This window comes from Pseudomonas sp. SCB32 (assembly GCF_009189165.1).
Taxonomy (GTDB): domain Bacteria; phylum Pseudomonadota; class Gammaproteobacteria; order Pseudomonadales; family Pseudomonadaceae; genus Pseudomonas.
The window spans coordinates 999,835-1,020,529 of record NZ_CP045118.1; the positions used below are offsets into that span (position 1 = coordinate 999,835).

Here is a 20,695-nt window from a genome sequence, read left to right on the forward strand (position 1 = left end):
CTTTCTCCATTATCGATTCACTTCGCGCCAGGACAGCCTTCCTGAGGTTCGATTCCCGGGCGGAACGGGAGCGCATTGCGGCTCTCCGCCCTTGGAACCGACGTAGCAGATCAGATCGTCGCCATCTTCCTTGCTGAAGAAGCTCGGGGTCTTGATCACGCCGTCGGTCGAGTCGCTGATGCCTGAGTAGGGGATCTTGTTGCCCGCGCTGTCGACGTAGAAGTCCTGATCGCTGATCACGCCATCACCGTTGGCGTCGAAGTAGTTGTACGGCAGGCGGCCATTGCCCAGGGCATCCAGCGCCATGATCCAGCTGACACCGCCGCCAGTGCAGGGGTCGTCGGAGGGGGTCAGCGAGGTGAAGGTGATGCCGCCGCCACGCAGTATTGGGCGGGAGACTACGCGCTCGCCCGTCAGGGTATTGCTGCCGCCCTGGGCCTGTTTCCACAGCAGGTCCAGGTACCAGCCTTTCGTCGCCGTGGTCATGGCGTTATTGCTCACGACGCGTAGCCGGTTGTCGCCGATGGTTTGCTGGCCGAGGATTTTCTGCTCCAGCAGATCATCGCGGGTAACTGTTGTGCCGGCATCGATGACACCGTAGAACGACTCGATGCGCTGGTTCTGCTGCAGGTCGGTATCGATCGTCTGATAGAAGCTGCCGGTGCCGAACAGCACCATGGGTTTGCCGTCGGTATTCAAGGCGGCGGCCAGCGGCGCGGTGATCGGTTGCACCCGGTTGGAGCTGTCCCGTGCCTGGAACAGCGCTCCACCGTTCAGCGAGCTGGGCGCGCCCCAGTTGCTCGGGTCGGTTCCGGTGATATCCAGCCGCCAGAGGTTGCCCACGGTATCGCCGACATAGATGCGATCGGCAACCCGGTCATTATTGATATCGATAGCCAGCGGATCGGCCAGGCCACCGGTGGTGGTGATGGTGAATTGCTTGATCACCGAGCCGTCGGCGGCATCCAGAATCCACACCTTGCCGCTGCTGACCGCGTTGTTGACGAAGCCGCTGGTGACGACAACGCCGAACTTGCCGTTGGCAAGGGCGACGATGGCGGGGCGCTGCATGGGGTTGCCCATTTCCGGCGCAGTGAACTCCCACAGGACCTTGCCGCTGGTCATGTTGCTCGGGGCGGTGACATCCAGGGCGAACACGCTCTTGCCGCCTGCGCCGGTGGTGCCCACGACAATGGTCTTCCAGCTCGAGCCGATGTAGGCGTCGGAGAAGGCGGGAGAGCCGTCCACATAGTAGCGATGGCTGTATTCGGGCTGAGTGAGCTGATAGAGGCTGTCGGCAATGGTGCGTGGAACATAGGCGAAGAGTTCAGCTCCCCCGTTGCTCAGTGTGCCGTCGAAACCGTGGAGCATGCCGTCGTTCGCGCCGAGGACCACCAGTGGCTTCTTGCTCTTGTAGCTGCTGCTGGCGCGATAGGTGAGGTAGGCCGGGCCGGCGTTGCCCCATTGGCTGCCGGTCAGCAGGTTGTAGCCGAAGTCCTGGTTGGCGACATATTGCGGGTCGGAGTTGACGATGTCGCCCAGCCGGCTGCTGCGCTCTCGGTAGGGATTGGTCGGATTGCTGGTGCTGACTTCGCGGCTCCGGTCACCACGCAGGAAGGCCAGGCGGTTCTGCGCTTCTGCTTCGCTGACGGAGGTCGTGGCGTCAGCGGTGCGCCTGAGTGCCACTTTGGTGTCGGCGTCCAGGGTGCTCCAGGTAAAGTCTACGCCGCTGGTGGTAGTGAAATAGGTATTTCCTGCCTGACCTGCAAGCGTATTGGCCGTGAAAATCTTGCGCGCCGAAAGGTCGGTCAGAGCATCCAGCCTGGCGGCCGCACTCCAGTTGGGTGTGGTCGCGACCACGCCGTTGCCGTTGACGCTTTTGGCTTGAAGGTCACCGCTCCAGTGTTCGCTGTTGTACTGCGACTGGTAGATTGCGCTGCCAGTGTCCAACTGTGTGGAGTTGGTCGCCAGCGAGGTGGTCGAGCTGCGCACTTCCTGGACGATGTTGGCGAAGGCGGTCTTCAGGCTGGTGACCATCTTTTCTGCGTCGCTGGCGACGAAGAAGTTGTCCGGACGCTTGTCGCCGGTGGACAGCGTTTCTCCGTTGGTCCACCAGAGATCGTCGGTCAGGCTGGCGGTCGAACTGTAGGGATCGAAATTGGTGGGAACCTTGAAGCCGCCGTATTTGGCGGCGAGCCAGTACTGGTTGGAGGCCCGTCCAGCCAGATTCTGGTTTTCCTGAACGTCGGCCCAGTAGGTGGAGACCGTCTGCTTGCCGCCGATGTCGCTACGCATATCCTTGGTGTGCGAGTCATAGGCCAGGCCCGCAATATAGGCCGAGTTGTTGCGGCCGGTAAAAGAGCTGCTCGATGCCTTGAGATCGACACCTTCCAGGCTGGCGACCTTGTTGGTTGCCTGGACTACATCCACTGTCGTGTCGGTTGAGACCTCCTGCGGCTTGGTGGGCTCACTGGTGGCGTTGGTATTGCCGGGCAGGTTCTTGTCGTTGTGGGTGTTCACGTCGCCAATGCCAAGGATGACGTTCTTCTGGCAGGCGTAGGTAATGGGGTCCGTCCACTGGGTGACCACCGGGAAACCATCGAATGTGTTGTAGTTGTCCGAGGTTACATTGCTGTATGCGGATACATTGCCCTGGTTCTTGTAGTAGCGAATCGCCGTGTAATAGAGCTCACTGACCGGATCGAGGCTTTTGTGGGCCTTGTCGGTCATCGAGCCGAACTTATTGATGTAGTTGATCACGCCGCTCTGGGCGATACCGCTACCGGTGCTGGTGGCGTCGGCAGGGTTCGGATTGCTGGCGAAGATGCCTGTGCTGGGGTCCCATTCGGTTTGGGAGTTGTTGGTGCCGCCATCGCCGAGGGTTGGCCCGATGTACTTCTGGTTGGCGCGCAGGATGCCGCCGTCGCGATTGACGCTCGAGTCATTCAGATAGCTGAAGGCGCTGTAGCGCAGCGTGTTGGAATACTGCTGCAGCAGCCCCTCGGGCTTGTAGTTGCTTGCGTAGCGCTTGCAGTTGCTTTCCAGCATGCTGCTGTCGCAGACCTTTACCTGGACGCGCAGTCGATAGACGTTCTTGGTCTGCTTGCTGCTGGTATAGGTCGATTTGAGCCTGTTGCTGGTCCACTGATCGCTGTTGTTTTCGTCATAGTCCACCCACTGCGCAACGATCTCTCCTTTGCCGCTCGAGGAGGAATCGCTGCCGCCAATGGCTGTATTCACGGACGAGAACATCATGTCGTAGTAAAGGCCTTGCAGGCGGATATAGACGGCGCCCCAGTCGCTGCCCAGCGGAGTTGCGCCGGCGATTTCGCTCTTGGGCAGCATGCCCTGGCCGCTGGTCATGCGGTTGCCGGCACTGCTCTGGCCATCATGCCGGGCCTTCTGCAGTACGGTCAGGTTGGTAGTGTCCTGGATCCGGTTGCCGCCAGTCAGTGCGCTGCGGAATGGGTCGATGGTCGGCGTTCCCACCCAATTCAGGAAGTTTCCGCTCCACTCCTTCTTGGCAGAGCTCACGTTGCACTTGTAGGAGGCTGCGTTGCCTACAGGGTAGAAATAAGTGTCGATGACCTTCTGCGCATCGGTATTGTTCAGCGCAGTGCTCTTGCTGTAGTTGTACAACTGCTTGGAGCTGTCGTAGCGATACTGGTAGCACTTACCCGGATCGAAGTAGCCGGTGTATTTCTTCGCTGAGCTGTAAGCGCCGAGGTTGGCGATCGACAGGATGGTTGGCCATTCCACCGAGGGCACCAGTGCCAGGCTGCCCGGTACGTTGGAGCTGCCCAGCAGCATGGGGGTCTGGGACACCGCAGCCTGGACGTCTACCGCCTGGGTGAAGAGGATGCTGAAGCTGAGGAACGACGAGCACCAGACGCCCAGCTTCCCGGGGGTTGCAAGTTTCTTGAGCATGTAGGAATTCCCGAAAGGCAAGTCAGCGCTTGATGTACATCGACTTCAGTTGATAGGTGGTGGCGGCATTGCCATCGGAGCCCTGCACGGCGCCAAACCCATGCGCCTCGACTCTCACTACGGCTACGGTGATGGGCGCGCCGGCTTCCAGAGACGACCCCGCCTTCACGATGGTGACGCCCGGCAGGGTGGTCAGCCGGTACTGGGGAGTGGTCAACCCCGAGATGTCGCTGGCGTTGTCCCATGAGCTGCTGGACACATAGTCCTGCCAGTGGGTTACCGACTGGGCCTTGACGGCGGCCTCGCCCTGTCGCATCGCGGCTTCGGCGGATTGCAGCGCGTGGCTTTCATCGCGCAGGTTGCCGGCCATGCGCTCCTGCATCGTAGTGCTGCGCATACTGCTGATGCCGATGATGGTAAGGAGCAGGAGCATGATCAGTGCTACGAGCAGCACTGCGCCTCGTTGCGCCCGGGGAGTCCTGTTGATGTTCATGGCAGGCGATTCCTGAGGCCGATGGTCGAGGTGAAGATGCGTGTTATGGGGTTGGCGCTATCAGTGCTGACGGCTGTAAGGGTGACCTGTGCCGAAACCACCTTGGACCAGTCCGAGATGCTCGAGGCGTCCACGTAGTCTCCGGAAATGGCGCCATTCACATTGCCGACGGCGTACTTGATCTGCAGATCCTGAATACCTTCGGCCACCTCCTCGGCGGTCGAGCCGCTGTTGTAGCGAATGCGGTAGAGGGAGGGATTGCCCGCTGAGTTGTTGTTGATGAAGTAGAGGGTGCTTTCGAACTTGAGGATGTCCGATGTAGTCGGGTAGGTGTGCCCGAAGGATGCGCCATCCACCGACACGGCGGAGCTGCTGGCCCCGGAGTTGTTGCGGAACATGTCGCATCCGATCGGGTCGGACAGGACGAGAAGCGTACCCTGGGCGATTCCGGTTGCTGCTGTCGTACTGATGCTATCGCTGGCGGAGGCTGCCGAAGGAGTCGCCCCGCTGGCTGCGGCGGCGTGCTTGATCAGGATGGCGTCCGTTCCGCTGCGGCGAGCCCCCGAGAACCAGTTCGGGATGCTCTGACCGCTCTCCCAACCCTGCAACGCCATATCCAGGGTGTAGCGTGCATCCGTGAGGTTGGTGAGATTGTTCAGTACGCTGACACATTCACCCTTGTATCCGGCGTTGCGCAGGTCATAGGTGAGGAAGGTCATGGCGAAGCGGCCGTTTTCCTGCACGCGGGAAAGGGCGGTATTGGAGCTGAACGTCTGCTTGCTGGAGAGGAATATCTGCAGCACGCCGCCGATCAGCAGGAGTCCCAGCAGCATGGCGATCATCAGCTCGACCAGGGACAGGCCCGACTGCGTTGAGTGGCGAGCGAGTTTCATAGGCGCGTCCGGTACTCGAAGGTTTCCGCGGGGGTGCTGGTATCGCTTGTCGCCTTGATGCGGGCCCGGTTGTCGTTCCAGCGTACGGCAATGGTGAAGACGTTGGCGTTCAAAGTGACCTTGCCGGTGCCGTCGGGTAGTGACTCCGCGAGCCGATTGAGCCACTCGGCCTGGTCCTTTGCTGCGCGGGTACCGGTCACGCCGTTGCTGGAGGAGGAGGCCGGGAAATCGCTCATGCTGTAGTCGCCGGCCAGAGCCTTGTCGCGGTTGGCGCGCATGCGGTCGGCCATGTCGTTGGCAAGGATGCTGGCCTGGGAGCGGTAGTACGCGCCCTGGTTGGTCTGGATGCTGGTGGCCTGTAGTCCGGCCATGCCCAGTAGCCCTACCGCGAGAATCACCACCGCAATCAGAACTTCGAGCAGGGTCGCGCCCTGTTGTGCCGGTAGTCTGGTCACTGGCAGTCCGCCTTCTCGATCTTGGTCAAGCCGCTCAGCGCGACGGATATCGTGCGCTTCTGCTTGCCGCTGCAGCTCGATTGCGAAACCGAAAGGCTGGTGGCGGTACTGACCATCCCATTGCCCTGATAGGTGACGCCGCTGTTCGGGCCGACGATGGCGACATCGGAGGGGGCTTGCCAGACCTTGATGATGTCGCCGCCGCTTTGCCGGAGCAGCCATCCAGTGCTCCAGTCGGTGCCGTTCTCGCAGTCGTCGCCCGCTGCGTTGCGGCGGCAGACTGTCACCCGATTGTGCCGCATGACGGCTTCCGATCGAGCCAGTTGCAGGGCGGTCTGCAACTCGCCACTGGTCGTCGCGACCTGGCTGTCGCGAAGGGTGCTGGTGAAGGACGGTGCGGCGACGCTGATGAGGATGACCAGGACAACGATGGTCACCATCAGCTCGATCAGCGTAAATCCAGCCAATCCCTTGGGGCGCAACATGGCGCATTCCTCGCTTCTAAAGTCGCGGCAATGCTGCCGTCTGTCGTACGAAAAGTCCTACGCGGACGGATGACCGTTCGTTATAGCGCGATGTTCGGTCATGCCGTTGGTGCATATGTGACAGGCGTCGCGGCGCGAACGTGACGTGGGTCAGCGGGGACAGACCGGGTCCATCTCTGCGGATTCCTGGCGAATTCTTCCTGCCCTGTTGATCACGATCCGGGAGGCGGACAGCGTGCTGGCGCAGAGTAGGAAGTGCCCGGAGTGGAAGGCGCCACTGGGCTGGATGCTGTAGCCGCCGGGTGTGTAGTGGACGTAGCGGCGCGACGTGCTGTCCGGAGTGACGGTGATGTGCGCGAGGGCGGCGTGGGCCGACAGCAATTGCTCGGTGGGTTCGCGAACGCCGTTGTTATTGCTGTCGACGAACAGTGTCCAGCCCCGGGCCCAGTTGCCGTCGAGTGCCGCGATGCTGATCGGTTGCCCGCTCAGCACGGCAGTCGTGCGCGCCTGATTCAGGGCGCTGTGCAACTCCTGCGTGGCAACCTGCAGGCGGTGCTCTTCGAGCAGGCGACCGAAGCCCGGCACTGCGAGGGAGAGGGCGACGGCGAGGACGGCCAGAACCACCAGCAGTTCGATGAGGCCTAGGCCGTTATGTTTGCGCATGTTCCGTCCCTGGTTTGTGGTTCCCGTCAGGGATTATCGGAGCTGCCAGTTTTGTAGTGCCTGATGCCGTCGTAGGGCGTTTCCGGGGTGTCTGTAGTTGTCGCCCGTCACCCGGTCGATCCCGTTGCCCGGTATAGTGCTCGACTGGCGATTTCCTTTGGTTTTTCGTAAGTGATGTGGGGCGTTGTATGCCGGATGTGATCGTGGTGGGCGGCGGGGTCGTCGGGTTGTTGTCGGCCTGGACCCTGGGACAGGCCGGGGCCGAGGTGCTCCTGCTGGAACGGGGCGAGACCGGGCGTGAGGCCTCCTGGGCCGGCGGCGGGATCGTTTCGCCACTCTATCCCTGGCGCTACAGCCGCGCGGTGGCCAATCTGGCGCACTGGTCGCAGGACTTCTATCCGGGTCTGGGGCAGCGGCTGCTGGCTGACACCGGCGTAGACCCGGAAGTCCATGTGACCGGCCTGTACTGGCTGGATCTGGATGACCAGGACGAAGCGCTGGCCTGGGCCCGTGCCCAGGGGCGTCCGCTGTCCGAGGTGGACATCTGCGCCGTGCACGACGCCGTTCCCGTGCTGGGTCAGGGTTTCAGCCGGGCGGTGTACATGTCTGGTGTCGCCAATGTGCGAAATCCGCGCCTGGCCAGGTCGCTGCGTGAGGCGCTGGTGCGTATGCCAAACGTTTCCGTGCGCGAGCAGGTCGAGGTGACTGGGTTCCTGTGGACGGGGGCGCGGGTACAGGGCGTCAGCACCGCTCAGGGCGATTTCGTCGCGGACTCGGTGGTATTGGCGGCGGGGGCCTGGAGTGGTCAGCTATTGGCGAAACTGGGATTGGAATTGCCGGTTGAGCCGGTCAAAGGCCAGATGATCCTCTACCGCTGCGCCCCCGACTTCCTCTCCAGCATGGTGCTTGCAAAGGGACGCTACGCGATTCCCCGGCGCGACGGCCATATCTTGGTGGGCAGCACCCTGGAGCATGCCGGCTTCGACAAGACGCCCTCTGATGAAGCGCTGGCGAGTCTGCGAGCGTCCGCCGAGGAGCTGATTCCCGCGCTGGCGGAGCAGGAGCCGGTCAAGCATTGGGCGGGGCTGCGTCCAGGGTCGCCACAGGGCATTCCGTTCATCGGCGAGGTGCCGGGGCATGGCGGCTTGTGGCTGAACACCGGGCATTACCGCAACGGTCTGGTGCTGGCGCCGGCGTCCTGCCAGTTGCTGGCAGACCTGATGCAGCAGCGTCAGCCGATCATCGAAGCGGCACCCTACGCGCCGGAAGGGCGCCTGGTGCCGACACCCATCGTCTGAGGCCGATAGGGGATCAATCGATCCCCAGCTTCTTCAGTCGATAGCGCATTGATCGGAACGTAAGCCCGAGTCGCTGCGCCGCCGCAGTGCGGTTCCAGCGGGTCTCTTCGAGGGCCTGCATGATCAGCTTGCGCTCGATGTCTTCCAGGTAGTCCTCGAGGTTGTCGATCTGCGCGAGGCTGGCCTCTGCGCTTCCGTCGCCGCTGCTGGCGGTTTCGGCCAGGCGCAGGTCCTGCGCCTGGATCACATCGTTCTCGCACAGGGTGTAGGCGCGCTCGAGCATGTTCTCCAGCTCGCGCACGTTGCCGGGGAAACGGTAGCTCTTGAGCTTCTCCACAGCGTCGGGGCTGACGGCCGCCACGGGCAGTCCTGCATCGCCGGCCAGGCGCTGGAGCACGCGGTCGGTGAGCAGTGGTATGTCGTCGCGGCGCTCTCGCAGCGGCGGAACGCGCAATTCGATGACGTTGAGGCGGTAGTACAGGTCCTGGCGGAAGCGACCGGCGGCTACTTCAGCCGCGAGGTCCTTGTGGGTCGCGCAGAGTACGCGCACGTCCACCGAGTTTTCCTGCTGGCCGCCGACGGCGCGCACGGCCTTTTCCTGGATTGCGCGCAGCAGCTTGACCTGCATGGGCAACGGCAGGTCGGCAACCTCGTCGAGGAACAGGGTGCCACCGTTGGCGGCCTGGAACAGGCCCTGCTTGTCTTCCACCGCGCCAGTGAAGCTGCCTTTCTTGTGGCCGAAGAACTCGCTTTCCATCAGCTCCGACGGAATTGCACCGCAGTTCACCGGAACGAAGGCGATGTTCGAGCGTGGGCCCTGCTCATGGATCAACCGGGCCACCAGTTCCTTGCCGCTGCCGGATTCACCGCTGATGTAGACCGGCGCCTGGCTGCGCGCCAGTTTGGCAATCTGATTGCGCATCTGCCGCATGGGAGGCGAGTCGCCCAGTAGACGGTTGTCCACCGGGGCCTCCTCGGCATCGGGGAAGCGCAGACGCAGCGCCGTGCTGACCAGCTCGCGCAGGCGTCCCAGGTCGACCGGCTTGGTGAGGAAGTCGAAGGCGCCGGCCTTGAGTGCCTGCACGGCGGTGTCCAGGCTGCCGAAGGCGGTGATCATCGCCACGGGTGTCTGCGGATGGCGCTGCTGGATGTACTGCACCAGATCCAGGCCGGTGCCGTCGGGCAGGCGCATGTCGGTGAGGCAGAAGTCGAACGGCTCGCGGGCCAGGAACTCGCGCGCTTCCTTGACGTTGCGGGCGCTTCGGGTATCCAGCTTCATGCGGCCAAGGGTGATCTCCAGCAGCTCGCGAATATCGGGTTCGTCATCGACGATCAGGGCTTTTTGACGACTCATGGTCTTTGCGTGTTCTTAGCTTTGTTTGCGTGGGTGGGCGAAGGTTATACGGAAGCAACTGCCGCCTTCGTCACGCGATTTATAGTCCAGGCGCGCCTGGTTGCTTTCACAGAGTTCCCGGGAGATGTACAGCCCAAGCCCCGTGCCCTTGCTTTCGGTGGTGAAGAACGGCTCGAACAGCTTGGCCCGTTGTTCCGCCGCAATGCCCGGGCCATCGTCCAGGACCTCAAGGACCGGCAGGTCAGTTTCGCTGTCGCGGAACAGTTGCAGCCACACCTGGCCGATGTCGTTCTTCTTGGCGCTGTACCGTAACCCATTCTGGACCAGGTTGGTCAGCACCTGGGTCAGCTGGTGCGGGTCGATGCGCGTCTGCACGGTGCCAGGCCCCGTTTCGACATGCAGCTGCTGTCCTGCGCGCAACCCTTCGCGGTGTTCGCCGGCGAATCGGTGCAGCCAGTATTTCAGGTCGAGCAGCTGTGGTTCGGCCTGGCGTCGACGGGACAATTGCAGCACGTTCTCGATCACCAGGTTCATCCGGCGCGACTGGTCCTGGATGATCTGCGTCAGCCGCCGGTCCGGCGGGTCGAGTTCTTCGGACTCCAGGAGCAGTTGCGCGGCGTGGCTGATGGCGCCCAGGGGGTTGCGGATTTCGTGGGCGATGCCGGCAGTCAGGCGGCCGAGGGCGGCCAGCTTGAGCTGTTGCGCCTGTTGTGCGATCTGAGAGATGTCCTCGAGGAAAATCAGGGTGTGCTGTTCATTGCCGCGACTCAGGGGAATGAAGGCCGGCTGCACGCTGGGGGCGGTGTCGTGGGGTTGCAGGCTTGTCGGGCGCAGGGCGGGGTTCTGCTGCCACTGCTGCAGGCTGCTGAGCAGGTCCGGATTGTGCTCGACCAGTGGGCGCCCGGTCAGCGTCTGACTGCCAAGCATGGCAGTAGCGCTCTGGTTGGCCAGCAGCACGTGTTGCTGATCGTCCAGCACCAAAATGCCCGTGCGCATGCGCTGGAGAATCAGGGCGTTGAGCTCTTCGAGGTTGGCCACCGTGGTGGCCCGTTGTTCCGCGAGGTTCTCGATGACCTGCTGGCGGCGCGCCAGCGCCTGGATCAGCAGGGCCGAGGCGAAGCACAGGGCGCCCAGGCCACCGGCCTGTACGTAATGGTTGAAGGCGACCGCCTGGGTAAGGCTGATATAGAAGGTCAGGTAGATCAGCCCGATGGACGCCAGGGCTGCGATCAGCAGGCCGATCCGGCCGCGCAACAGGATATTGGCGATGGCGACGGCGATCACCATCAGCGTGCCAATACCGCTCGGGATGCCGCCAGCTGTGTAGAACAGCCCGCTGAGCATCAGTACGTCCAGTGCCGCCAGTATGAACAGGGGCATCAACTGGCGGGGCGTTGGCATCAGCACGGCGATCAGGATGTTCACTACCAGGTAGGCCCAGCAGCCGATGTGGAACAGCTCGCTATGGGCTGGAGTGAGAACTTCGCCGTCAAGGTTGCTGGAAATCAGCAGTACCAGTACCAGGCCGATGGTCAGGCGATACAGGTGATACAGGCGCAGGACGCGCCGTCCCGGCCCGGTGAGCGAAATGCCCTCAGCGGCCACGGTCGGCGCGGTCCTGCTCGAGATGAGCGCGGCTGCAGTACCAGTTGCTTTCGTCCTGCAGGGCATTGCTGCGCGGAACATGTACCCCGCACTGGGCGCAGCGGACCATCGGCACGGTCTGCTCCTCGCGCGGCTCCGGCGGATTGGAGCGGGCAGGGCGGGTGGCCTTGCGCCAAAGCCACCAACCGAGCGCGAACAGTACGATCCAGAACAGCAGACGGGTCATGGCGTTCCCTTATTCCATTGAGAACCGCAGTGTATCCAAGGCGTGGGTTGGCGCACAGAGACGTGGTCCGCGCCGGTAGATGATCGCCCATGAAAAAGGGAGGCCGAAGCCTCCCTTGCTCAGCGCATCTTCGTCACTCAGTCGAAGATGCCAAAAGTCATGTAGCTGAACCAGGAGCGATTGCTGCTGCCGCTGTTACCTTCGGCCCCGTGCTGCTCTTCCTGCACGTCAGTCTGGTTCTCGGGCTTGAGTTCGGCCGGGATCTGCTGCTCGGCGTCTTCGTACTGCTTGATCACGTCCTTGCTCGCCTGGGTTTCCATCTGCGGCGGGGCGTCGTTGGTTTCGATCAGGCCCAGGGTCGCCTTGGCCAGCCAGGAGCGGTTGTCGGCCTCGTCTTCACGCGGGACGAACTGACCGTCTTTCAGGCTCGGGTTGTCCGGGTAGTTCAGCTTCAGGGTCTGCAGGCTGGAGTCCGCCAGGTCGTTCATGCCCAGACGTTGGTAGGCTTCGACCATGATCGCCAGACCATCGCCGACGGCCGGGGTTTCCTGGAAGTTTTCCACCACGTAGCGGCCGCGGTTGGCGGCGGCGACATAGGCCTGGCGCTTGAGGTAGTAGTGGCCGACGTGCACTTCATAGGCGGCCAGCAGGTTGCGCAGGTAGATCATGCGCGCCTTGGCGTCCGGCGAGTAGCGGCTGTTCGGGTAGCGGCTGACCAGTTGGGCGAACTCGTTGAAGGAGTCGCGGGCGGCGCCCGGGTCGCGCTTGGTCATGTCCAGCGGCAGGAAGCGCGCCAGCAGGCCACGGTCCTGGTCGAAGGACGCCAGGCCCTTCAGGTAGTAGGCGTAGTCGACGTTCGGGTGCTGCGGGTGCAGGCGGATGAAGCGCTCGGCGGCGGAACGCGCGGCTTCGGGCTCCATGTTCTTGTAGTTGGCGTAGATCAGTTCCAACTGGGCCTGTTCCGCATAACGACCGAACGGATAGCGGGACTCCAGCGCCTTCAGCTTGGCCACGGCGTTGGTGTAGCTCTTGTTGTTCAGATCGTCCTGTGCCTGCTGGTACAGCTGGCTTTCGCTCAGGTTCTCATCCACCTTATCGCCCTTGGAGGAGCAGGCGGTGACGAAGGCGAGGGTGGCGATCAGCAGCAGGTGTTTCACTTGCATGGCGGCTTGCGTCCCTGGACGGTCGGCTGTCGCGGCGGCAACCGTCTGTTATGATTGGCGCCCCAGGGGAATACCCCTGGGACAAAGGCCCAGTATTTAACCACAGCGCGCAGCTGAACCAAAAGGCCGCGCGCCCTTCGTGTCCCGTCATGTCCGATATCATCCAACTCGCGGCAGAAGTGCCGTTCGACCTCGGTGGTCAGCGTCTCGACCAGGTCGCCGCCCAGCTCTTCTCCGATCACTCCCGCTCGCGTCTGGCCGGCTGGATCAAGGACGGCCGCCTGACGGTCGACGGCGCCGTGCTGCGCCCACGCGACACCGTGCACGCCGGCTCCCGCCTGGCGCTGCAGGTGGAGCTGGAAGCCCAGGGCGAATGGAAGGCCCAGGACATCGAGCTGGACATCGTCTATGAAGATGACCACATCCTGGTCATCGACAAGCCGACCGGCCTGGTAGTTCACCCTGCCGCCGGCCATCAGGACGGCACCCTGCTCAACGCGTTGCTGCACCATGTGCCGCACCTGGCCAACGTGCCGCGCGCGGGCATCGTGCACCGCCTGGACAAGGACACCACTGGTCTGATGGTGGTGGCCAAGACCCTTGAGGCCCACACCAATCTGGTGGCGCAGCTGCAGGCCCGTACCGTCAGTCGGATCTATGAAGCCATCGTCACCGGCGTGATCGTTTCCGGCGGCACCGTCGATGCACCGATCGGCCGTCACGGCGTGCAGCGGCAGAAGATGGCCGTGGTGGATGCCGGCAAGGTTGCCATCAGCCATTACCGTGTCCTTGACCGCTTCCGCGCCCATACCCATGTGCGGGTGAAGCTGGAGACCGGCCGTACCCATCAGATTCGTGTCCACATGACGCATATCGGTCACCCGCTGGTGGGCGATCCGACCTACGGCGGGCGTTTCCGCATTCCGCCGGGCGCGAGTCCGACCCTGATCGAGTCCCTGCGCGACTTCCCCCGCCAGGCCCTGCACGCGCGCTTCCTGGAGCTGGACCACCCGGCCACCAACGTGCGCATGAAGTGGGAATCGCCGCTACCGGATGACTTCACCTGGCTGCTGAGCCTGCTGCGCCAGGATAACGAGTCCTTCGTATGAGCCCTTGGCTGACGCCTGACTGGCCGGCTCCGGCGAATGTCCGCGCCTGCGTGAGCACGCGTGCCGGTGGTGTCAGCGTGGAACCTTTCGACAGCTTCAACCTGGGCGACCATGTCGGCGATGAGCCGGCGGCGGTCGCCGAGAACCGCCGTCGCCTGACGACGGAGTTGGGCTGCCAACCGGCCTGGTTGAGCCAGGTGCACGGGATCGACGTGGTCGAGGCGGATCCGTCCGTCGTTGCCACTGCGGATGCCAGTTGGAGCTCGATGCCGGGAATCGCTTGCACCGTAATGACGGCGGATTGCCTGCCCGCACTGTTCTGCGACCGCGCCGGTACGCGTGTAGCCGCCGCCCATGCCGGCTGGCGCGGTCTGGCCAACGGCGTGCTGGAAACGACGGTCGACGCTTTAGGCGTTGCGCCGGACGAATTGCTGGTCTGGCTGGGCCCGTCCATCGGCCCGCAAGCCTTCGAAGTCGGCCCGGAAGTGCGCGAGGCCTTCCTCGCGGACCACGCCGCATCCGCACGCGCCTTCGTGCCCAGTGCCAATGCTGGCAAGTTCATGGCCGATATCTATGAGCTGGCGCGTATCCGCCTGGCAGCGAAGGGCGTGAGTGCGGTCTACGGTGGGGATTTCTGCACCTTCACCGACACCGAGCGCTTCTATTCCTACCGCCGCAGCTCCCGCACCGGCCGCCTGGCCAGCCTGATCTGGCTCGCCTGACCTGCTTTTCGTAGGAGCGAGCTTGCTCGCGAACCCATCGCGCTCCTACAGGCGGTGCGGAGCCCAAATACTGCCTTCCTAAGCTGTTTCCGTCGGCACCAACTGACCGGTGTCATGGCCAAATGGCTTGAACCGACCAAAATCGTCCTTATCTATCTGGCATCCCGGCGAGCTTTGTCGTGACCAGGAGCACTCATCGCTCCGGCTCGCTATAGAAAGGAAGGACGACCCCCATGCGAATAGACCGTTTGACCAGCAAGCTTCAGCTTGCCCTCTCCGATGCCCAGTCCCTGGCCGTTGGACATGACCACCCGGCCATCGAGCCGGTGCACCTGATTTCCGCCCTGCTGGAGCAGCAGGGCGGTTCCATCAAGCCCCTGCTGATGCAGGTCGGCTTCGATATTCCGGCTCTGCGCAGCGCCCTCAATAAAGAGATGGACTCGCTGCCGAAGATCCAGAGTCCCACCGGCGATGTGAACCTGTCGCAGGATCTGGCGCGTCTGCTTAACCAAGCCGACCGCCTTGCCCAGCAGAAGGGCGACCAGTTCATCTCCAGCGAACTGGTACTGCTGGCTGCCATGGACGACAGCAATAAGCTTGGCAAGCTGCTGGGCAGCCAGGGTGTGACCAAGAAAGCCTTGGAAAACGCCGTGGCCAACCTGCGCGGCGGCGAGGCGGTCAATGACCCGAACGCCGAGGAGTCGCGCCAGGCGCTGGACAAGTACACCGTCGACATGACCAAGCGCGCCGAAGACGGCAAGCTCGACCCGGTGATCGGCCGTGACGACGAAATCCGCCGGACCATCCAGGTCCTGCAGCGCCGCACCAAGAACAACCCCGTGCTGATCGGCGAGCCCGGCGTGGGCAAGACCGCCATCGTCGAGGGCCTGGCCCAGCGCATCGTCAACGGCGAAGTGCCGGACGGCCTGAAGGACAAGCGCCTGCTGGCGCTGGACATGGGCGCGCTGATCGCCGGCGCCAAGTTCCGCGGTGAATTCGAGGAGCGTCTGAAGTCGGTGCTCAACGAGCTCTCCAAGCAGGAAGGCCGGATCATCCTGTTCATCGACGAACTGCACACCATGGTCGGTGCCGGCAAGGCCGAGGGCGCCATGGATGCCGGCAACATGCTCAAGCCTGCCCTGGCCCGTGGCGAACTGCACTGCGTGGGCGCCACGACCCTGGATGAGTACCGCCAGTACATCGAAAAGGACGCCGCCCTGGAGCGTCGCTTCCAGAAAGTCCTGGTGGATGAGCCGAGCGAGGAAGACACCATCGCCATCCTGCGTGGCTTGAAAGAGCGCTACGAGGTGCACCACGGCGTCACCATCACCGACAGCGCGATCATCGCCGCGGCCAAGCTCAGCCATCGCTATATCACCGACCGCCAGCTGCCGGACAAGGCCATCGACCTGATCGACGAGGCTGCCAGTCGCATTCGCATGGAAATCGACTCCAAGCCGGAGGAGCTCGATCGTCTGGATCGTCGCCTGATCCAGCTGAAGATCGAGCGCGAGGCGCTGAAGAAGGAAGACGACGAGGCCACCAAGAAACGCCTCGCCAAGCTCGAAGAAGACATCGCCAAGCTCGAGCGTGAGTACGCCGATCTGGAAGAAATCTGGAAATCGGAGAAAGCCGAAGTCCAGGGTTCCGCCCAGATCCAGCAGAAGATCGAGCAGGCCAAGCAGGAAATGGAAGCGGCCCGGCGCAAGGGCGACCTGGAAACCATGGCGCGCATCCAGTACCAGACCATCCCGGACCTGGAACGCAGCCTGCAGATGGTCGACCAGCACGGCCAGACCGAGAAGCAGCTGCTGCGCAACAAGGTGACCGAGGAAGAAATCGCCGAAGTCGTCGCCAAATGGACCGGCATACCGGTGTCCAAGATGCTTGAAGGCGAGCGCGAGAAGCTGCTGCGTATGGAGGAAGAGCTGCACCGCCGCGTGATCGGCCAGAGCGAAGCCGTGGTGGCTGTGGCCAACGCCGTGCGCCGTTCCCGCGCCGGCCTGGCTGACCCGAATCGCCCCAGCGGCTCCTTCCTCTTCCTCGGCCCGACCGGGGTAGGCAAGACCGAGCTGTGCAAGGCCCTTGCCGAGTTCCTCTTCGACACCGAGGAGGCGCTGGTGCGTATCGACATGTCCGAGTTCATGGAGAAGCACTCCGTGGCTCGTCTGATCGGCGCGCCTCCGGGCTATGTCGGCTATGAAGAGGGCGGCTACCTGACCGAAGCGGTGCGCCGCAAACCGTACTCCGTGGTGCTGATGGACGAGGTGGAGAAGGCTCACCCGGACGTCTTCAACGTCTTGCTGCAGGTGTTGGAAGACGGCCGCCTGACCGACAGCCACGGGCGTACCGTGGACTTCCGCAACACCGTGATCGTGATGACCTCGAACCTCGGTTCGGCGCAGATCCAGGAGCTGGTCGGCGACCGCGAAGCCCAGCGAGCGGCGGTCATGGATGCGGTGAACACGCACTTCCGTCCGGAGTTCATCAACCGGATCGACGAAGTGGTGGTGTTCGAACCCTTGGCCCGCGAGCAGATCGCCGGCATCGCCCAGATCCAGATGGGCCGCCTGCGCAAACGTCTGGCCGAGCGCGAGCTGAGCCTGGAGCTGAGCGCCGATGCGATGGACAAGCTGATCGCGGTCGGTTTCGACCCGGTGTACGGCGCCCGTCCACTCAAGCGTGCGATCCAGCGCTGGATCGAGAACCCGCTGGCGCAACTGATCCTGGCCGGCAAGTTCCTGCCAGGCACGAAGATCCACGCCAAGGTGGAGGGCGACGAGATCGTCTTCTCCTGATCTGGAGAACCATGAAAAAGCCCCGCACTGCGGGGCTTTTTCATATCAGGCCTCAGCGGTTCTCTCGGGCCTCTTCCAGCAGGCTTAGCAGGCGCTCCAGTGACTGGGCCTGATCCTCGGCGAGGTCGATGATATGGAAACCCGCCCAACCCAGTTGACCATCGGCGCCGCCACGGCTCCAGAGGCAGTCGGCGCCCAGCTGGATCTCGCCGATTCCATCCAGGGGCGGCTGTGGGATCAGGCGGCAGTCCCAGACCGAGTCGACATTCGGTACGTCCACGCCGCAGAGCATGAAACCTTCGCTGGACAAATCGGCGAGGCGTCCGAGGCTGCGCCCGGAGTGGCGGTCGAGGACCTCCACGGTCAGCCCGGTCTGGTGCCGATTGTGTTGGCGACGTTCACTCATCGAGTGCTCCTCAGTTCTGTTCCGGGGTGCGCCCGGTGATGCGTTTCAAGATTCGGTAAACCGTACTCAGTGCGCGATCCATCAGCGGGATGGTGTGTTCCGTAGGTGCCAGACGGACCTTGCCTTCCTCCATATCCCGCGCCAACTGCACTAACGGTTTGACGGCGACGCGCTGGCCGGTGTGATCGACGAACATATAGTTGCGGGTGGTCGGGCTGAACCACGACAGTTTGAGTCGGCGCGGCGGCGTGACGTCGTGGAATTCGAACCAGGTGCCGAATTCCACCTGCGCCAATTCCTTGATCAGCCCACGGGTGTGCTCGGACAGGGGCTCGCCGGTGTTGCGGTCAAGGTTGTGGCCTTCCGCGCCGAGCATGACCCCCAGTGGGCTTTCGGGAAGGTCCTGCTTGAACTGGGCCGCGACCTGCGGCTGCTGGGCCTGGATCGCGTGCTGGCAGGCGACCAGATCCTGTAGCAGGCGGCGGATACCGTCCTCGTGGTAACCGCCCAGCAGTTCCAGGCCCTTGCGCAGCTCGTCCAGCAGGCCGAGGCGCAGCGCCTGGAGATGCTCGCGTCCTGCTTCATCCAGCGGGGTGACGCTCCAGGCCAGTTGCTCGCCGACTTCGCAGGCGCGCTTCCACTCGTCGCTGTGTTCTCCGGCCCGCAGTGAAATGAAGGTCAGCGCATCGCTCCAGCTCAGTTCGAGGAAGTTGCGCACCAGTGGCGGCAAGTCGCGGCCGCCGGTAATGGTGGCAATGGCCGCGACCGCCTGCTCGCGGGCGGCCAGCAGGCGGTCGCGGCCGCGTGCCGCTTCCATGGCGCGGCGTTCGCGCAGCTCCACCTTCTGGCGCAGGTTGGCGACAAACTCATTGAACTCGCCGAACAGCGCGTCGAACAGATCGAGGTCGCCGACGAAGTCCTGGATCACCCGCTCCACGACCCAGTGCATCTTTGCCAGCAGGCTGCGCTCTTCATCCTCGCCGCCGTAGATCACCCCGGCCTGGGCCATGGCGTTGAGCAGCTTGCGCGCCGGATGGTTATGTTGGGTGAACAGTTGTTTGTCCTGCAGGGCGACCTTGAGATAGGGCGTGTGCAGGTGGGAAAGGGTGGTCTTGCAGCTGTCGGGCAGGTTTTCATCATCAAGGATGAAGTCGAAGACCATGCCCACCAGGTCGATGACATCGGCTTCCTGGTCGGTCAGGCGGGTATTGCCGGGTTGCACGGCCCCAGCTTCCAGCTCGCGCTGCAGGTCGGCCTTCAGGGCTTCCACCGGCTGTGGCTGACGCAGGCGCTGGGCCAGTTCGTGGGCCGACTCGCGCTGCAGGCGGTTCAGTGCTTCCAGCAGCTCGCTGGCGCTGTAGGTGGTGGTGGAGGCCTCGGCGGAAGGGCCGAAGCTGACGATACTGTGACTGTTGCCGAACAGCGTGGCCTTGTTGCCCCGTCGCCGGTACTCGGCCAGCAGGACCGCCAGTCCACCGAACAGTGCGCTGCGATCGCTCGGTGGGATATCCGGCAGGTCACTGATGTTGTAGTGGTGTGGCTGCAAGGGTGGGGCACTGTCGGGCGCAGTGCTGCCCGGCTCGGGTGCGGCAGGGCGCGGCGCCGGGGCGGGCCGTTTTTCGGGCGCATGGTACTTGAGGTTCGGCAGGATGCCGGCGTCGATCAGGCGCTGGTTGAGCTGATCGTAGAGCGGCGCCAGATGGTGCATCACCTGCTGGTCGAACAGCACATAAAGGATGGTTTTGACGCGCAGGGGGAAGGCAGCCTGCGCCAGGGTCTCGCTATAAGCGCGGGCGATGACCTGGGGGCCGAAGGGATTGCGGTCTTCACCGATCCTGCTGCCGTTGTTGAGCAGCGCCATGCGCTGACCGAGGGCGAACAGCGACTGGACGCACTGCGCCTTCACCTGGTTCACCATATTGATGATGAGCAGGGTCTCTTCATATTCGTCGTGCTCGATTAGCGTCAGCCGATCCGCGTCCAGTTCGTCATAAGGGTTGTCGGCTGGCAAGGTGCCTTCGAGGAAGTCGCTCAATCCCTGGGCGATACGCTGGTGGTAATAGCGCTCCAGTGCGGGGCGTTCCCGGCGGATCTGCCGCATGGCGTCGAAGAACAGCGCCTGGACCTGATTGTTCTCGGCCTTCTCGGCACATTCGAACAGCGTGTCGTCAACCTGGGCAAAGACATTGCCGAGCAACTCGGCCAGGCGGTTCATCGCCATTTGCCTGCAGGCTTGCATCAGCTCGCCGAACCGCGGCTGGATGATGCGGTTGGCGATGGAGGAGGGTGGTGGGATGTCCTTGGTGCTCATGCTCTTCCTGTTCCTGACCGGCCCGTTACACCCGTGGTGATCACACCTGCTATTCATGCAGATATAGCAACCCGCCTGCTCCCATGCAAAGCGGAGAAAAACTTTTTGGATCAGAGTGTTGACAGACGTTTCGATATACGTAAAATGGCGCGCCTCTGATACGGGAATCCGGTGAAGCCGGAAGATAGTAGAAGAGATTGGAAGGCTCGTCGTTCCGCGATAGCTCAGTCGGTAGAGCAAATGACTGTTAATCATTGGGTCCCTGGTTCGAGTCCAGGTCGCGGAGCCAACTTTCAAACGGGGTATAGCGCAGTCCGGTAGCGCGCTTGCTTTGGGAGCAAGATGTCGGGAGTTCGAATCCCCCTACCCCGACCAACATTTGGGTCGTTAGCTCAGTCGGTAGAGCAGTTGGCTTTTAACCAATTGGTCGTAGGTTCGAATCCTACACGACCCACCATATTCAAGGCATCTGTATCGGCAGATGCTGGAAGCGGAGTAAAAGCCGCTTCACACGAAAAGCCCACCTTCATAGGTGGGCTTTTTCGTTTCTGCTCACAGCAGTCATTTCTCGCCGTCACGTCAGTGCCCGCGTGAGCTCTTGGCTACCCAGGCGCTCCACCCGGCAGGGTGCTCAGACAGAAGGGATGGCTTTGTGCGGAAGTGCACAGGGTTGATCCTTCGCTTGCCATTGCGCTTGTCGCTGCTGCTCCAGGTCGATCCTTGCGACATTATTGCGAGTTCGCATCGACTTGGAATCCCATCGTTTCGGGCCTGATTTCACAGGTGT

The 20,695-nt window shown here is 62.9% G+C and carries 16 protein-coding genes and 3 tRNA genes; 7 read left to right on the forward strand and 12 right to left on the reverse strand.

Translation table 11 applies throughout. The features are described from left to right. Positions 1-9: 9 nt before the first annotated feature. From GA645_RS28955 to GA645_RS04800, 6 genes are all read right to left on the reverse strand, one after another. Positions 10-3,927 (reverse strand): pilus assembly protein, encoded by a 3,918-nt coding sequence (locus GA645_RS28955; RefSeq protein WP_152220436.1) that lies wholly within the window; start codon positions 3,925-3,927, stop codon positions 10-12. Between the two features lie 22 nt (positions 3,928-3,949). Then, positions 3,950-4,381, reverse strand: coding sequence for a PilX N-terminal domain-containing pilus assembly protein (locus GA645_RS04780; RefSeq protein ID WP_256676067.1), 432 nt, complete (start codon positions 4,379-4,381; stop codon positions 3,950-3,952). A gap of 35 nt (positions 4,382-4,416) precedes the next feature. Continuing rightward, entirely contained in the window at positions 4,417-5,313 is an 897-nt protein-coding gene (locus GA645_RS04785) for a PilW family protein (protein ID WP_152220440.1), read from the reverse strand. Next, a complete protein-coding gene (gene pilV / locus GA645_RS04790; protein WP_152220442.1) occupies positions 5,310-5,768 on the reverse strand; it encodes a type IV pilus modification protein PilV in 459 nt (152 codons plus the stop codon). Before pilV ends, GA645_RS04785 begins: the two co-directional genes overlap by 4 nt. Next, positions 5,765-6,253 (reverse strand): GspH/FimT family pseudopilin, encoded by a 489-nt coding sequence (locus GA645_RS04795; RefSeq protein ID WP_152220444.1) that lies wholly within the window; start codon positions 6,251-6,253, stop codon positions 5,765-5,767. Before GA645_RS04795 ends, pilV begins: the two co-directional genes overlap by 4 nt. Before the next feature lie 150 nt (positions 6,254-6,403). Continuing rightward, on the reverse strand, positions 6,404-6,916 hold the full coding sequence (locus GA645_RS04800; RefSeq protein WP_152220445.1) for a GspH/FimT family protein: 513 nt from the start codon (positions 6,914-6,916) through the stop codon (positions 6,404-6,406). 188 nt (positions 6,917-7,104) lie between these two features. Here GA645_RS04800 and thiO point away from each other — a divergent pair, with 188 nt between their 5' ends. After that, on the forward strand, positions 7,105-8,214 hold the full coding sequence (gene thiO, locus GA645_RS04805; RefSeq protein ID WP_152220447.1) for a glycine oxidase ThiO: 1,110 nt from the start codon (positions 7,105-7,107) through the stop codon (positions 8,212-8,214). A gap of 13 nt (positions 8,215-8,227) precedes the next feature. Here the strand turns inward: thiO and GA645_RS04810 are convergent, their stop codons facing one another. The 4 genes from GA645_RS04810 to GA645_RS04825 form a co-directional block, all read right to left on the reverse strand. Beyond that, positions 8,228-9,568, reverse strand: coding sequence for a sigma-54 dependent transcriptional regulator (locus GA645_RS04810; protein ID WP_152220449.1), 1,341 nt, complete (start codon positions 9,566-9,568; stop codon positions 8,228-8,230). 15 nt (positions 9,569-9,583) lie between these two features. After that, the gene (locus tag GA645_RS04815) at positions 9,584-11,173 is read right to left on the reverse strand and encodes a PAS domain-containing sensor histidine kinase (protein ID WP_152220451.1); all 1,590 of its coding nucleotides are present in this window, start codon (positions 11,171-11,173) and stop codon (positions 9,584-9,586) included. Beyond that, positions 11,163-11,399 carry a PP0621 family protein gene (locus GA645_RS04820; protein WP_152220453.1) on the reverse strand — a complete coding sequence of 79 codons (237 nt, stop codon included), beginning with the start codon at positions 11,397-11,399 and terminating at the stop codon, positions 11,163-11,165. Before GA645_RS04820 ends, GA645_RS04815 begins: the two co-directional genes overlap by 11 nt. A gap of 137 nt (positions 11,400-11,536) precedes the next feature. Beyond that, on the reverse strand, positions 11,537-12,562 hold the full coding sequence (locus tag GA645_RS04825) for an outer membrane protein assembly factor BamD (RefSeq protein WP_152220455.1): 1,026 nt from the start codon (positions 12,560-12,562) through the stop codon (positions 11,537-11,539). A gap of 149 nt (positions 12,563-12,711) precedes the next feature. On the opposite strand from GA645_RS04825, the gene rluD reads away from it, so the two are divergent. From rluD to clpB, 3 genes are all read left to right on the forward strand, one after another. Continuing rightward, positions 12,712-13,671: a 23S rRNA pseudouridine(1911/1915/1917) synthase RluD gene (gene rluD / locus GA645_RS04830; RefSeq protein WP_152220457.1), complete on the forward strand. Its 960-nt coding sequence runs from the start codon at positions 12,712-12,714 to the stop codon at positions 13,669-13,671. Further along, positions 13,668-14,393: a peptidoglycan editing factor PgeF gene (gene pgeF / locus GA645_RS04835; RefSeq protein ID WP_152220459.1), complete on the forward strand. Its 726-nt coding sequence runs from the start codon at positions 13,668-13,670 to the stop codon at positions 14,391-14,393. Before rluD ends, pgeF begins: the two co-directional genes overlap by 4 nt. A 233-nt stretch (positions 14,394-14,626) precedes the next feature. Beyond that, positions 14,627-17,191 carry an ATP-dependent chaperone ClpB gene (clpB, locus tag GA645_RS04840; RefSeq protein WP_152220461.1) on the forward strand — a complete coding sequence of 855 codons (2,565 nt, stop codon included), beginning with the start codon at positions 14,627-14,629 and terminating at the stop codon, positions 17,189-17,191. Positions 17,192-17,243: 52 nt separating this feature from the next. Here the strand turns inward: clpB and GA645_RS04845 are convergent, their stop codons facing one another. Both GA645_RS04845 and GA645_RS04850 read right to left on the reverse strand, forming a co-directional pair. After that, positions 17,244-17,597, reverse strand: coding sequence for a PilZ domain-containing protein (locus GA645_RS04845; RefSeq protein WP_152220463.1), 354 nt, complete (start codon positions 17,595-17,597; stop codon positions 17,244-17,246). 10 nt (positions 17,598-17,607) lie between these two features. Beyond that, positions 17,608-19,908, reverse strand: coding sequence for a DUF1631 domain-containing protein (locus GA645_RS04850; RefSeq protein WP_178119485.1), 2,301 nt, complete (start codon positions 19,906-19,908; stop codon positions 17,608-17,610). 213 nt (positions 19,909-20,121) lie between these two features. On the opposite strand from GA645_RS04850, the gene GA645_RS04855 reads away from it, so the two are divergent. The 3 genes from GA645_RS04855 (at position 20,122) to GA645_RS04865 (ending at position 20,365) form a co-directional block, all read left to right on the forward strand. Then, positions 20,122-20,197, forward strand: a tRNA-Asn gene (locus GA645_RS04855). A 9-nt stretch (positions 20,198-20,206) separates the two neighbouring features. After that, a tRNA-Pro gene (locus tag GA645_RS04860) sits at positions 20,207-20,283 on the forward strand. A gap of 6 nt (positions 20,284-20,289) precedes the next feature. After that, positions 20,290-20,365, forward strand: a tRNA-Lys gene (locus GA645_RS04865). Positions 20,366-20,695: the final 330 nt, after the last annotated feature.